The following is a 14,333-nucleotide window of genomic DNA, read 5'->3' as shown; positions in this document are numbered from 1 at the left end:
CAGAATTTCCACATTTTTGTAGTATCTTTAAAATATTTTTTATTTCCGGAAGTTATATAATAAAGCCTATACACCCTGGCATCCATGAATTGCATCAAGTTATTACGAAGATATTTTGCTTTACTTTTTTTAGTGTGCATGGGAGTTCCAGCGGTTTGGGCGCAAAATCAGCCCCGCAACCAGGCGCAGCGCCCGCCCCAAAATAATGCCCGGCAAAGCAATCAACAGGGTAGCACTACCCAGGCTAATCCTTTGTTTAAACCAAAAGAACCGAAAGTTCAGGACAGGCGTACTCCCGCAGAGATCATGCTGGAAAACAAGCGCTGGACCCTCTATCGCGCCTTCTGGCAAAACCTGGCCACCCGCTATAACTATTACTTCCATGCCCGCACCAAGCTGGACAGGGTCGTACGCTCCGTAAACCGGCAGGGGCAGGACAATTACAATGTGCTGCTGCCTTTTTATCCGTTTACTGCCAAAAACCAGAACACGAGCAAAAGTGAACTGGATTCCGTAATAGAAAAAGCTTCCACCGGCATTCAACTCCACGACCCCCGCGGCAAGTGGATACCTGACTGTTATGTGCTGATGGGCCGCGCCTACTTCTACGAAGGAGATTTCGAAAACGCCAACAAAACATTCCAGTACACCAACCTGGCCTTCGCTCCTAAAAGCAAGCAGGAATATAAAACCGTTGTAGGCGCTACGGAAAATGACCAGATTTCCGTTTCCTCCAAAGAAAATACAAAAGGCGTACTCGCGCCTTTCCGTCATAAGCGCGCCCGTAACGATGCCTTCTTATGGCGTGCGCGCACGCTGCTGGAACTGAAAGATTACGATGAAGTACAAGCCTTACTGAACGTACTTTCCAACGATCCTAAATTTCCGAAGCGCCTCGAAGGCTCCCTGGCGGAAGTAAAGGCCTACAGCAACTACATACAGGGCCGCTACCACGAAACCATTTCGCCTTTACAGGTAGCCATCGATAAAAGCAGGGACAGGGTGGCCAAAGCGAGGATGTCATTCATCCTCGGGCAGCTGTATGCGCTGGAAAACCAGCCTGATTCCGCCATTGACCAGTTCAGGGGCGTGATCCGCCAGCGGCCTGATCCGATGATGGACTTCCAGGCAAGGGTGCAGATTGCCCGCCTCAACGCCACCCGCGAGGGCGGCAACCCGCAGGAAAGCATCGACGCCCTCCGTCACATGCTGAAGAAGCAGAAATTTGAACCTTACCGCGATGGTATCCTCTACACCATGGGTTCCATATCCTATCCAAAGGACCCCGAGGCGGCCCTGGGGTATATGCAGAAGTCGCTCAAAGTGCCCAGCGAAAACAGGGTACAGCGCACCATCACCTACAAAGGCATTGCAGACATCTACTACGATCAGCGTAACTACGCCGAAGCAAAAAAATATTACGACAGCACTGCCGGCACCATGACGCCGGATTTTGTGGACTATGCGCTGGTAAACACCCGCAAAAATGTGCTGGGCGATGTAGCTGCCCGCGTGGCGCTCATTCGCCGGGAAGATAGCCTGCAACGCATCGCAACGATGCCGGAATCCGACCGGAACATCTTCCTCGCTAAAATGGCGGCCACCATCCGCCAGGAGGCGGCCGATAAAAAGAAGAACGAGAAAAAGAATAAAGGCGCGGACAGCGAAAACTATACTGCCGGCAGCACCCTGCAAAATAATGGCCCGGGCGCTTTCTCCCCCCAGGGGGATAGCAACGGCGACTGGTATTTCTACAATGTAGCTACCAAATCCGCCGGGTACTCCGAGTTCCGCCGCCGCTGGGGGAACCGCCAGCTGGCTGATAACTGGAGAAGAAGCCAGACCGGCGCCGCCAATATCGCCGCCGGGAACAATGGCGCGCCAATGCTCAACGCGCCCACCGCCGAAGACGCCAAGCCTGCCGTACCGGCGGACAGTATGAGCGCCGAAGTGCTGGCCGCCGGCCTGCCCCTCACGCCGGAGCAGCTGCGCGCGTCCCGTAGCAAATGCGAGGACGCCTGGTTTGACCTCGGTAAACTCTATTATGATAAACTCGACAACGCACCGCTGGCTATAGAAACCTACGACTCCCTGCTGCTGTTATACCCGGCCCATCCGCGCAAGGCAGAGGTATTATACTCCCTGTATGTATGGAATGGCAAACAAAACAGGACAGACGTAGCCAACAGGTATAAAAACCAGGTGCTTAACGAGTACGGACAAACGAATTTTGCGGATATCATCCGCTTTGGCGGTTTGAAAGACATCGACGCCGGTAAAAAGAAGGCGATCCGCGAGGCTTACGACTCCGCCTATACGGCGTTCCGCAACGGCAACTACGCCGGGGCTATTGCCATGCGCGCCATGGTGGACTCCGTTTATGGCCTGAACTACCTGCAACCTAAATTCGACCTGTTGCAGGCCATGATCACGGTAAAGACAGATACCAGCTTTGCAACGGACACGGTTAACCGCTCCGAGGCGGCCGTGCAGTATGTAATGAATAAATACGCCGCCGATTCCGCCATCTTTAGCCAGGCGCAATCGCTGATGGCTGCGCTCAAACAGCGAAAAGAGCTCTATAATTATTTAGTAGCCCTGGAAGTGAAGAAGAACGCCGATGGCACGCCTTTGGTGGATGAAGATGTGACGATGCGATATCCATGGCAGAACCCACAGCCGGTGTTTGCCGATAAGGTAAACACAGCCAAAGTGAAGACGGACAGCATCCAGGTGGCTGCCGGCCTGACGGGCAACAAACCTGCGCCGGTAAACGTAATTGCGCCGCCGAAACCGGTGACGCCTTATAAGATAGATGCCAACAACCCGTTTTTCGTGGTGCTGTCGTTCGACCGGGTGTCCAAAGAGCTGATGGATGAAGGATTGAGCCAGTTTACCCGTTACAACGCCACCAAACATCCGTCAGATAAAATTGAGGTGGGTAGCTTCGTGCTTACGCCAAATGATATCATGCTGATTTTCAGGATATTCCCTAACGAAGACAAGGCCCTGGCCTACTTCGATGAAATCAGGGATGCAGCGTCCAACAACATCATCCCCCGGATCAGGCCAACGGATTACAGTTTCTTCGTCATCTCCCGGGACAACTTCATATTACTAAACAGTACCAAGGATTTGGCCGGTTACCGTAAGTTCTTTGCCGACAACTACGTGACCGAGTAACTATACAAATCCCGAAATTTCCATTAGCTTTGTCGGTCAACCCATAACTGGGTTAGCCATTAAACAAATCAGAACGCGCATGAAAAAATCGGTGAAAATATTGTGGAGAGTGGCATTTGGGGTCTTAGCATTTTTTATTCTCCTGGTATTACTTATAAACTTCCGTGTGATAGGTAATATGCCTTCCATGGAAGAACTGGAAAACCCACGGGCCGCCCTGGCTGCGGAGGTGATTGCCGATGACGGTACCATTTTAGGTAAATACTACCAGGTAGACCGCTCCAGCAGCGATTATAACGAGATTTCAAAAAACGTGATCAATGCATTGATAGCCACCGAGGAAAGTCGCTTTTACGATAACTCCGGTATTGATGCCAAGGGTACTTTCGCCATTCCTTTCTATTTACTGATCGGTAAAAAACGCGGTTCCAGTACCATTACCCAACAGCTGGCGCTGAACCTGCAGGCGGATGCGCTGGGCAAAAAAAGAGCTACCAATCCCATCAGTCGCGCCTTCCAGAAGTTGCAGGAATGGATTATCGCCATTAAGCTGGAAAGGAATTTTACCAAGCAGGAAATTTTAACACTTTATTTAAACACTGTTTCCTTCGGGGATAACGTGTACGGTATAGAAAACGGCGCGCGCACCTTCTTCAGTAAAGATGCCGGTCATCTCTCCATTGAAGAAGCTGCCATCCTGGTGGGTATGCTGAAAGGGAACACCTTGTACAACCCGCGCCGCAACCCGCAGATGGCGCTGAGCCGCCGCAATACGGTGATCGACAACATGGTGGAAAATGAGTTTATCACTCCTGCGGAAGCTGCAGCCGCCAAGAGCAAACCGATTGTACTGCACTATAATAAAATTGACCACAACAAAGGGCTGGCGCCATACTTTAGGGAAGTACTGCGCGATGAAATGAAAGCCTGGTGCGCCAACCACAAGAAGGCGGACGGTTCGGAGTATAACCTTTACCGTGATGGGCTGAAAATTTATACGACCATCAACCCGCGCATGCAGCTGTATGCGGAAGAGGCGGTGCGCCATCACCTGCAAACCCTGCAGAAATCCCTCTTCGGCCAGAACAATATCAAAACCGGCAGCGTGTGGAAAAACTGGCAGAAGGAGCTGAACAACTTCATGCAGGAATCCGACCGCTACCAGCAAATGAAAGAGGACGGGGCTGACGATGCCGCCATCGCCAAGGCTTTCAACACGCCGGTGCGGATGAAGGTATTTGGCTGGAACAGCTTTACCGATCCGGATCTGAACGATATCGATACCATCATGACGCCGATGGATTCCATCAAATACATGCGCACCATCCTGCAGGCGGGCTTCATGGCCATGGACCCTGAAAGCGGGGAAGTAAAAGCATGGGTAGGCGGTCCTGATTTCAGGTATTTCAAAAACGACCACGTAGCTAAAACACGTCGCCAGGTGGGTTCTACCTTTAAACCATTCCTGTATTGCTTTGCGATCATGAACGGTTTTTCCCCATATACGATGCTGCCGAACGAACCGATTACCATCGACGGCTGGAGCCCTAAAAACTCCGAGGGCAGCACCGGCGGCTCCATTACCATGGCGGGCGCGCTGGCAAAGTCGCTCAACCTGGTAGCGGCTTACCTGATCAAGCAGCTGGGGCCAAAGAACTTTGCAGACTTCGTGAAAAACAAGGTAGGCTTTACGCCTAAGATTGAGCCATATCCTTCCATTGCGCTGGGCGCGGTAGACCTTTCGCTGTACGAAATGCTGCGCGCCTATACGATGTTCCCGGCGCGGGGTATCAATACCAAACCGATTTACATTACCCGCATCGAGGACCGTTACGGCAATATACTGGAAACCTTTGCGCCGGTGAAGCGCGAGGTGATCAGCGAACATGACTCCTATACCATGGTGAAAATGATGGAAGGGGTGACTGGCCCGGGCGGTACGGCGGCGCGCCTGCGTTTCCGTTACAACATCCAGGGCGAGATCGGCGGTAAAACCGGTACCACCAACGATAATACGGATGGCTGGTTCATTGGTTATACGCCTAAGTTACTGGCGGGTGCATGGGTAGGTTGCGAAAACAACTACATCCACTTCTCCACCACGGCCATGGGGCAGGGCGCCAACACGGGCCTGCCTATCTGGGCTTACTTCATGCAGAAGGTGCATGCGGATCCGACGTTGAAAATTTCTCCGAACGATAAATTTATCATGCCTGCGAGCATGGCCAATGAAAGCTATGAGGACTTCAATTCCAACGTAGCGCCGGGCGCCGAAGCGGAAAACACTGGTAACGGCAGCGAGCAGGATTACATTGACGCTTCCGGCTATGGCGATGATTTTGCCACACCGGGGGCGGACAAACCGGAGGAGAAAAAGCCGGCGCCTAAGAAAGAGGAGCAGAAAGAGAACAAGCCGGCTACGCCGCCGCAGCCTAAAGCGGTGATGCCAAAAAAGGAACAGTAAGTATTTTGTGATAATGACTGGTTTCGGGGATAGAACGAGCGCTATGCACGCTGGTTTTATCCCTGAAGCTTTTTATAGGGTAGACGCTGCGGGGGGATGGCTTGCGGCGGTTTTTTTGCTTTGCGTTGGAACGGAACCCCGTTGCCAAAAAAAGTCCCCGTTGCGTGGGCATATTTTGGCGCGGGAAGTGTTCTGTTAACGGTGGCTCCGGGAGGCGCGGCATTATCATCTCCCTAAAAAAATTAAAACAAACCGGTCATCCTTGAATGGTTAGCGCATGTCAGGGGGATTTCTTAGCTTCACCGGTACAAAACCACCATTAAAAAGAAGAATGATGAAAAAAACCATCCACACCCTGCTGCTGGCAGGTTTTCTGCCGTTGGCTTCCTTCGCGCAGGATAGTACGCAATTTATCAAGGCCAGCTGGACTGAGCTGCTGGCGAGAGCAAAGAAAGAGCAAAAGCCCATTTTCGTAGACACTTATTTCGAGGGATGCCATGCCTGTAAAGAAATGGAGGTAAAGGTATTTCCCGGGAAAGAGGTGCGGGCCTACATGGAGCAAAACTTTATCAACACCGGGTTTGACGTGTTTAAGGAGGAGTTCGGGTTTGACCTCTGCTCCCGTTACCTGCTGCACGGCTTTCCCACTTACCTGATCATTTCCCCGGAAGGCAAGCTGGTGAATGTGGGCATCGGTTATAACGATGCGGACAGGTTCCTGAATTTCCTGAAGGAAACGACGGACCGTTACAGGAATGGCAAGTTTTTCTATGGGTTTGCCAATTATGTAAAGAAAGAGGGGCCGGCCTGGTACCAGGGGCTGTACAACAAGAAGCGGGAGCTGCCTGCGGACTCCGTGCTGCTGGAATTCCTGGCTAAGCAAAAGGATAAAACGGCCGAGCTGACGGTGAAAGCCATGGCGCTGATCCGTGAACTGCCGGCGGATTACAGGAGTTATTACCTGGAAAACCGCGTGAAATACCAGGAAATGTATGGTCCGGATGTAAACCAGAGTATTATGGCCAGGGTGATGGGGGGAGATATGAAGGAGCTGAAGGGTAATACGTACGACCCGGCAGCATTTGAGGCCTTTTTGAAAAAGTACGAGGCAGCATACAAACCTGGAGGGGACTGGGATTCCGTTAAGGCGGAATTTGCGTTCAGGTATATTTTCAGGCAGACAAAAAACCTGAAAGCTTACCTGGAATGGTCCGTGGCCAATAAGGACATGAACACCACCAACCTGCGGATGGCCTACTTCTATGGCAGCCAGGAGATTGCGAAGGATCCGGCGCTGAAGGCATTGTACCTCCAATGGGCCAAAATTGCCGTGAACGAAAAAACGAGCCTGGAACTGCTGAACAGTGTGGCGTATGTGTTTGGAGATACGGACAGGGACACCGTTAAGCAGTACCTGAAATGGGCGGTGGCCAAGGCGGAGATGATGAACCTAACGGGGATGGTTAAAAGCCTGAACGGAAAGATAGCCGCATTATAATATTGAGGCAACGCATAAAAAAAGCCCCGTATCAGGTTGATACGGGGCTTTTTACATTATATCGGGTGAATAACCTTCAGATTAAGCGCTTACAGCTTTGTTTACCAGGTCAGCCGCCTCGCTCAGGAGGATGGCAGACTGTACTTTCAGACCTGATTTTTCGATCAGTTCTTTAGCTTCAGCGGCGTTGGTACCCTGCAGACGTACGATGATAGGTACGTTGATGGTGCCGATGGACTGGTAGGCATCGATTACACCCTGTGCCACCCTGTCGCAACGAACGATACCACCAAAGATGTTGATGAGGATCGCTTTTACTTTAGGATCTTTCAGGATGATACGGAAGCCTGCTTCTACGGTTTGCGCGTTGGCGGTACCTCCTACGTCCAGGAAGTTAGCCGGCTCGCCGCCGCTCAGTTTGATCATATCCATGGTAGCCATTGCCAGACCGGCGCCGTTTACCATACAACCTACGTTACCGTCGAGTTTCACGAAGTTGAGGTTGTATTTACCTGCTTCTACTTCGGTAGGATCTTCTTCCGTGATGTCGCGCATAGCTTCCAGGTCCGCATGACGCATTAAAGCGTTGTCGTCCAGGTTTACTTTCGCATCCACGGCGATGATTTTCTCATCGCTGGTTTTGAACAGCGGGTTGATTTCCAGCATGCTGCAATCCAGACCAACGTATGCGTTGTAGAGGTTGGTCACGAATTTCACCATGTTTTTGAATGCCTCGCCGCTCAGGCCCAGGTTGAACGCGATGTTACGCGCCTGGAATGGCTGCAGGGTCATGTTTGGTTTTACCCACTCTTTGAATATTTTTTCAGGCGTGCTATGAGCTACTTCTTCGATATCCATACCTCCTTCGGTGGAGTACATGATAACGTTCATGCTTTTAGCGCGATCCAACAGGATTGACAGATAGAATTCTTTTACCGGGTTAGGGCCGGGATAATATACATCCTGCGCTACCAGTACTTTGTTTACCACTTTACCAGCCTCGCCGGTCTGAATGGTAACGAGGGTACCACCCAGGATGTTGCCGGCAATGGTTTTAACATCTTCAGCATTTTTTCCTACTGCCACACCTCTCTGCTCAGTACCACGGATTTTACCCTTACCGCGTCCACCAGCGTGAATTTGAGCTTTAACAACAGCAAATTCATTACCATAAGTAACCTTCAATTGCTTGTAAGCCTCGGCGGCCGCTTCAGGAGTTTCTACCGGAATGCCTTCCTGTACCGGTACGTTATATTTTTTCAACAGTTCTTTAGCCTGGTACTCGTGTAAGTTCATCGGAATAAAATTTGCCGCTAAAATAGGTCATTATGATTTAAATATAAAACGGAGTCATTTGTGAATTAAAAAATAACTTTGCGCCGGTTACGCCGTAATACGATATTGCAGTATATTTTGCGGCTATTAGTAAAAAAATTATCGAATTAACGAAAAATAGAATATGAGCGAACTCAAAGATCAGATCAGGGAAGCGAGTGAATATATCAGCAAATTCTGGGAGGAACAACCCGTAGCCGGCGTTATCCTGGGTAGTGGACTGGGGGGACTGGTAGAAGACATCGAAGATCCCATTGAGATCCCTTATAAAGATATTCCGCACTTCCCGGTGTCTACTGTGGAAGGGCATTCCGGGAAACTGATCCTGGGCTTTATGAACGACAGGCCGATAGTGGCGATGGCAGGCCGTTTCCACTATTATGAAGGGTTTTCCATGAAGCAGGTGACCTTCCCGGTGAGGGTGATGAACGCGCTGGGCATCAAGGCGTTGTTTATTTCCAATGCTGCCGGCGGGATGAATCCTGATTTCAGCGTGGGCGACCTGATGATCATCCGGGACCACATCAACCTGCAGCCGGAGCATCCGCTGCGCGGGCCAAACGACAATACGCTGGGCCCCCGTTTCCCGGATATGAGCGAGCCTTATAATAAAGACCTTATTTACCGCGCCGTGGAAATTGCCGCCATGAACCAGATCGACCTGCATTCAGGCGTGTACGTGGGCGTGCAGGGGCCTACCTTCGAAACCCGCGCGGAGTATAAATACATGCATATCATCGGCGGCGATGCCGTAGGGATGAGCACTGTGCCGGAAGTGATTGTAGCGGCGCATTGCGGCCTTAAAGTGTTTGCCATGAGCGTGATTACGGACATTGGCATCCGCGAGGAGGAAAATACCATTACCCACGAGGAGGTGCTGGAAGCGGCACATGCGGCTGAACCAAAACTGACGCTTATCTTTAGTGAATTAATCGGGCAATTATAAACATATTGTCATTTTCGGATGAGATTTCTTATTATCACAATCCTGCTATTGGTAGGCGGACAGCAGCTGATGGCCCAGTTCAATACCAACCGCTTTGGGAATATGGGCGGCGGCGGAGGCGGCAAAATGACCAGCGATACGGGCCGCCATGAAGAAGAGCCGGACACGCTGACGCTCACCTACCGTTACCTTGGCGAGCCTACTGACTTCACTATAGACTCGTCTATAGCGGATTTCAATATGCAGTACCTGAAGGTGCCGCGGTCGTACATGACTACCGGCAACAGCGGCGGTGCTGCCCGTAACCTGATTTTTTCGCCTTTTATGAAAGCTGGCTTCGACGCCGGCTTTCATGCGTATGATATCTACGGCCTCTCCCACGAGAATGCCCGCTTTTACAACACTACCCGGCCTTACACGGAGATGAACTACCTGGTGGGCAGTAAGCAGGAGCAGGTATTGGGCGTACAGCATACCCAGAACCGTACGAACCGGTTCAACTTCTTTTTTGACTACCGGAAGGTAAATGCGCCGGGATATTATAAATCCCAGACCACCAACCACAATACCTATCGCCTCACGGCCAGGTACCAGTCGAAGAACAAGCGGGCCAATTCCTATATGGACCTGTATCATAACAACCTGCAGGGCGGCGAGAACGGGGGGATCCGGAGCGACTCCTTCCTGCACAATTCCAATTACAACAACAGGCGAACCATCCCGGTCAACCTGGGTAACGACAATTCCTCGTCGTATAACTTCTTTACGACCAGCATCCCGGTGAAGTCGCAGTACAGGCAAACGGGTTTCCTCTTTCAGCAGCAGTACGACTGGGGCCGGGGGGATACGATTCACATAAACGATACTACGGATTATTATAAATACGACCCGATTTTCAGGGTGCAGTACACCTTTAATTTCCAGAACAGCAAGTACGAGTTTACGGATAACCTGCCGGATACGGCGTTCTACCCGTTGCATTACAACATCCCGGTGCGCGCGCAGGATTCTTCCATTTTTGCCCGCCACCAGTGGCAGTTGTTATCGAACGACCTCTCGCTGGTGCAGTTTCCCGTGCGTGGCAACCTGGGGCACTTTATTAACGTGGGCGCCCGCTTTGAGAGCTGGCAGGGGACTTTCCTGGATGCGGATATTAACTTCAGCAACCTGGCTCTCCATGGGGAATACAGGAACAAGACCAAGAATCAGCGCTGGGATTTTTCTGCCAAAGGGGAATTTTACCTTGCGGGGCAGAACATCGGGGATTACAGCGTAAGCGGTATGCTCCGCCGGCACCTGAATGAGTTGCTGGGGGATGTGAAGCTTTCTGTGAGTAACGTAAACCGGGAGCCTTCCTATGTTTACAAGTACTTCAACAGTAACCGGACTACGTGGTATAATGAATCACTGAACAAGGAAAATATTACGCAGCTGCAATTTGCGGCGGATAATAAAAAGCTGAAATACAACCTGGCGGTGAACTATTTCCTGTTTACGAACTATACTTATATGCAGGATTATTATCACAGCGCGCAGTACGGCTCGTTGTTTAACCTGCTGCAGGTGGTGTTTAGCAAGAAATTCAGCTTCTCGCCGTTTAGCTGGTACGTGGATGTAGCCTTCCAGCAAGTGCATGGGGACGGGCCGATGAATGTTCCCTCTTTTTGGACCCGTAACCGGCTGGCCTTTGAGAAAAGGCTGTTTACCAACCTGAATTTAATGACGGGTATTGAATTCCGTTATAACACGGCTTATTATGCGGATGATTATTCGCCGCTGATGGGGCAGTGGGTGTACCAGAAATCCCAGAAAATCAAATACCAGGCGCCTGACCTGGATGCGTTTGTGCATTTCCGTATTAAGTCATTCTCTGCGTTTGTACGGGCGGAGAATTTGAATACGTTGTTTGCGACGAGTAATTATGCGGCGCCGTTGTATCCGTATAATAATTTTGATTTCAGGTTGGGGATCAGGTGGTGGTTTATTAACTAAGGGTTTTGCTTTGTGAGGGGGAGGTTAATAACTTAGGCGCGAGCCTGGCGGTTATTCCCCCAACTATTTAAACAGCTAATATTCCGCCTGCCATCAAATGGTTACCGACGTTTATATATCAATAACCTAATATATACCCAACTAATTTTGAAATAACCGGAGCTTCGATTGCATTCGCCAATCGGGCTCCGGTTTTTTCCTTTGGTGTAAATCTGTTTGAAGGCTACGCAAAATGACGTACTTTTGTAAAGTAACATGAAGAAATTTTTTGCCATATTATTTGCCGCATTGTACATCACGCTCACGAGCGGGTTTGCAGTGAACGTGCATTACTGCATGGGTAAGCTGGCGTCTGTAGAATTACAGTCCGCCCCGGCTGATTATTGCGGTAAATGCAAAAAGCCGGTAAAAAATATGGACTGTTGCAAGGACGAATTTAAGTTCTGCAAGGTTACAGAAAGTCATCATGGCGCGCCTGCCGTTATGCAGGATTTTACCTCCGTGGCGGACATGCAGTTGCCTGTAAGGGTGCTGCCCCAGCCGGTAATGATTTCCCTTCACCCGGTATTACAGGCCGTGCCTCATGGCCCGCCGGACGAGCAGGCTGTTCCCCTGTTCCTGCAACATTGCATTTTCCTGATCTGATTTGATTTTACACTTGCGTAGTACCCGCCACTGGTGGATATTGCCGGTGTGGGTAGTGCCCACAAGCAGCTACATGCCATATGTAATGCATTTAACCCGGGATGCGGGCCAACCGGCCGGATTCCCTGAAAAATCAAAAACCTTAAACATCAGATCATGAAATTTTTAGCAATAATCGCTTTCGCATTAGGTATTACTTTCAGTGCCAACGCACAAGTATATAAAAAAGCAGCTGTACAGGCTACCGGCCTTACCTGCGCCATGTGTTCCAACGCCACCCTGAAATCGCTGGAAACCCTGCCGTTTGTGGACAAGATTGACACGGACCTGGAAAACACGACGTTTATCCTGTACTTCAAACCAGGAGCTACAGTTAACATCGATGCGATCAAGGACAAAGTGGAAGACGCGGGTTTTTCCGTGGGTAAACTGACGATCACGGCCAGTTTTGACGGCACGGAAGTGAAGAACGATACGCATGTACCGTTCGCCGGCGGAACACTTCACTTTATGGATGTGAAAAACCAGGTACTGAAAGGAGATAAGGAGCTGGTTGTCATCGACAAGGATTTCATCTCCCCCAAACAATTTAAAAAATACCAGCAGGAAACCAGCATGGCCTGTTATAAAACAGGAATGATGGCCGACTGCTGCCATACAGATAAAACCGCTTCTTCCAGGGTATATCATGTAACCATATAAACCCCGGAAGCAGTATGAAAAGGATATTATTCACAGTGGCGGCCCTGCTGGGCCTCACTGCTATCGCGAGCGCACAGGAGTTGTACGTTAATTCGGAGCCGGCCAGCAATATGCCGGCAAGGTCCATGGGTTTCCGGCTGACGGCGAAGGGCATGCGGATGGATTATGACGGCAGCAATGCCCTCCGGGTAGAACCGGAAGTGATGTTTGGCATCAACAAAAAGTTGATGGTGCATGTAGCCGGCTATGGTTCCAACATGATGCAGTCAGGTTTCAGGATGGAAGGAGGAAGTTTGTATGCGAAATACCGCTTCCTTTCCCTGGACGAGCAGCATTCTCATTTTCGTATGGCCGCCTACGTAAAAGGTTCTTTGATCGACAATCCGTTTATGCCTGCCACCGGGAGTCACCAATCGTATATGAATTACGACCTGGACCTGGATGGGGGCAACAGCGGCGTTGCCGGGGGCTTCATTGCCACGCAACTGCTGCATAAGCTGGCGCTGTCTACCACCGTGGGATACACCCGTTTTCTGAATAATGTAAACCATCCTATTCCGGACGGCTTTTCCAGCAATGCGGTGAACTACAGCTTGAGTGCAGGTTACCTGTTGCTGCCGGTAAAATACAAGAGCTACAAGCAAACGAACCTGAACCTCTACGTGGAGTTGTTGGGGAAAACGAATGCCGGCGGCGGGGAACTAGCCCGGGGGAATTACCTGGACATAGCGCCTGCCATTCAGTTCATTTTCAACAGTACAACGAGGCTGGACCTCTCCTACAGGACCCAGCTGGCAGGAAACATGGAAAGGAATGTTTATAATTCCTTCCTGGTGCGCGTAGAACATAATATATTTAACGTATTTAAAAAGAAATAACCGCCATGGCAACGACCGAATTATATATAAAAAATATGGTCTGCCCGCGTTGTATAAAGGTGGTAAGGTCTTTACTGGAAGCAGAAGGGCTCGAAGTAGCAAAAATGGAGCTTGGCAAAGCTTCGGTAAATGGACAGATAGACGCGGATAAGTTAAACAGGTTGATTCCTGCCCTGCAGGAGGAAGGATTTTTGCTGATAGATGATAAGAAACAGCAGCTGGTAGCTGCCATCAAAAGTATCATTGTGGATACTGTTCATTACACCGACCTGGATGATATGAAGGAGAATTTTTCTTCCTTATTGTCCTCCAGGCTGCAGAAAGATTACCATTTGCTGAGCAGTCTTTTTTCTGAGCTGGAAGGTACTACCATTGAGCAGTACATCATCCAGCAAAAGATTGAAAAGGTAAAGGAGTTACTGCGATATAATGAACTTAGTTTAAGTGAAATTAGCTACAAATTGGGCTACAGCAGTGTGGCGCATTTGTCTGCCCAGTTCAAAAAGGTTACCGGCCTTACTCCCAGCCAGTTCCGGCAAACAAAGGATACCGGCCGTATTCCGCTGGATAAGATATAATTTATATAAACTTAGTTGTTTTAGTTTTAGTTTTTCGGAGGCTGCTATTCGTGGCAGCCTCTTTTTCTAAAAATGTGAAGTATGAAAAATGTTTTGAATGGCATATTAAAAG

The 14,333-nt window shown here is 50.0% G+C and carries 10 protein-coding genes; 9 read left to right on the top strand and 1 reads right to left on the bottom strand.

Features of this window, described 5'->3' with window-relative positions; all coding sequences use genetic code 11:
• The first annotated feature begins 138 nt into the window (after positions 1–138).
• From BOC67_RS21460 to BOC67_RS21450, 3 genes are all read left to right on the top strand, one after another.
• Positions 139–3,183, top strand: a complete 3,045-nt coding sequence (locus BOC67_RS21460) for a tetratricopeptide repeat protein (protein WP_291913459.1) — start codon at positions 139–141, stop codon at positions 3,181–3,183.
• Between the two features lie 187 nt (positions 3,184–3,370).
• On the top strand, positions 3,371–5,647 hold the full coding sequence (locus BOC67_RS21455; protein WP_291913457.1) for a transglycosylase domain-containing protein: 2,277 nt from the start codon (positions 3,371–3,373) through the stop codon (positions 5,645–5,647).
• Between the two features lie 331 nt (positions 5,648–5,978).
• A complete protein-coding gene (locus BOC67_RS21450; RefSeq protein ID WP_291913454.1) occupies positions 5,979–7,145 on the top strand; it encodes a thioredoxin family protein in 1,167 nt (388 codons plus the stop codon).
• A gap of 81 nt (positions 7,146–7,226) precedes the next feature.
• Here BOC67_RS21450 and sucC read toward each other — a convergent pair whose 3' ends face one another.
• Positions 7,227–8,441: an ADP-forming succinate--CoA ligase subunit beta gene (sucC, locus tag BOC67_RS21445; protein WP_291913451.1), complete on the bottom strand. Its 1,215-nt coding sequence runs from the start codon at positions 8,439–8,441 to the stop codon at positions 7,227–7,229.
• A gap of 163 nt (positions 8,442–8,604) precedes the next feature.
• Between sucC and BOC67_RS21440 the strand changes: the two genes are divergently transcribed.
• The 6 genes from BOC67_RS21440 (at position 8,605) to BOC67_RS21415 (ending at position 14,221) form a co-directional block, all read left to right on the top strand.
• A complete protein-coding gene (locus tag BOC67_RS21440) occupies positions 8,605–9,426 on the top strand; it encodes a purine-nucleoside phosphorylase (RefSeq protein ID WP_291913449.1) in 822 nt (273 codons plus the stop codon).
• A gap of 18 nt (positions 9,427–9,444) precedes the next feature.
• The gene (locus BOC67_RS21435; RefSeq protein ID WP_291913447.1) at positions 9,445–11,418 is read left to right on the top strand and encodes a putative porin; all 1,974 of its coding nucleotides are present in this window, start codon (positions 9,445–9,447) and stop codon (positions 11,416–11,418) included.
• A gap of 255 nt (positions 11,419–11,673) precedes the next feature.
• Positions 11,674–12,063, top strand: a complete 390-nt coding sequence (locus BOC67_RS21430; RefSeq protein WP_291913445.1) for a hypothetical protein — start codon at positions 11,674–11,676, stop codon at positions 12,061–12,063.
• Between the two features lie 156 nt (positions 12,064–12,219).
• Positions 12,220–12,765 carry a heavy-metal-associated domain-containing protein gene (locus BOC67_RS21425; RefSeq protein ID WP_291913443.1) on the top strand — a complete coding sequence of 182 codons (546 nt, stop codon included), beginning with the start codon at positions 12,220–12,222 and terminating at the stop codon, positions 12,763–12,765.
• Positions 12,766–12,779: 14 nt separating this feature from the next.
• Entirely contained in the window at positions 12,780–13,643 is an 864-nt protein-coding gene (locus BOC67_RS21420; protein ID WP_291913440.1) for a hypothetical protein, read from the top strand.
• Between the two features lie 5 nt (positions 13,644–13,648).
• Positions 13,649–14,221, top strand: a complete 573-nt coding sequence (locus BOC67_RS21415; RefSeq protein ID WP_291913438.1) for an AraC family transcriptional regulator — start codon at positions 13,649–13,651, stop codon at positions 14,219–14,221.
• The last annotated feature ends 112 nt before the right edge of the window (positions 14,222–14,333 follow it).

It is taken from the genome of Chitinophaga sp. CB10, assembly GCA_001870995.2.
GTDB lineage: Bacteria > Bacteroidota > Bacteroidia > Chitinophagales > Chitinophagaceae > Chitinophaga.
Note: the sequence above shows the minus strand (reverse complement) of the source record. Positions and strands in the feature narration are given on the sequence as shown.

What these genes read in the sequence shown, in the direction of transcription:
- BOC67_RS21460 (WP_291913459.1), top strand. Translation starts at nt 139, where the DNA reads ATGGGAGTTCCAGCGGTTTGGGCGCAAAATCAGCCCCGCAACCAGGCG.
- BOC67_RS21455 (WP_291913457.1), top strand. Translation starts at nt 3,371, where the DNA reads ATGGAAGAACTGGAAAACCCACGGGCCGCCCTGGCTGCGGAGGTGATT.
- BOC67_RS21450 (WP_291913454.1), top strand. Translation starts at nt 5,979, where the DNA reads ATGATGAAAAAAACCATCCACACCCTGCTGCTGGCAGGTTTTCTGCCG.
- sucC (WP_291913451.1), bottom strand. Translation starts at nt 8,441, where the DNA reads ATGAACTTACACGAGTACCAGGCTAAAGAACTGTTGAAAAAATATAAC.
- BOC67_RS21440 (WP_291913449.1), top strand. Translation starts at nt 8,605, where the DNA reads ATGAGCGAACTCAAAGATCAGATCAGGGAAGCGAGTGAATATATCAGC.
- BOC67_RS21435 (WP_291913447.1), top strand. Translation starts at nt 9,445, where the DNA reads ATGAGATTTCTTATTATCACAATCCTGCTATTGGTAGGCGGACAGCAG.
- BOC67_RS21430 (WP_291913445.1), top strand. Translation starts at nt 11,674, where the DNA reads ATGAAGAAATTTTTTGCCATATTATTTGCCGCATTGTACATCACGCTC.
- BOC67_RS21425 (WP_291913443.1), top strand. Translation starts at nt 12,220, where the DNA reads ATGAAATTTTTAGCAATAATCGCTTTCGCATTAGGTATTACTTTCAGT.
- BOC67_RS21420 (WP_291913440.1), top strand. Translation starts at nt 12,780, where the DNA reads ATGAAAAGGATATTATTCACAGTGGCGGCCCTGCTGGGCCTCACTGCT.
- BOC67_RS21415 (WP_291913438.1), top strand. Translation starts at nt 13,649, where the DNA reads ATGGCAACGACCGAATTATATATAAAAAATATGGTCTGCCCGCGTTGT.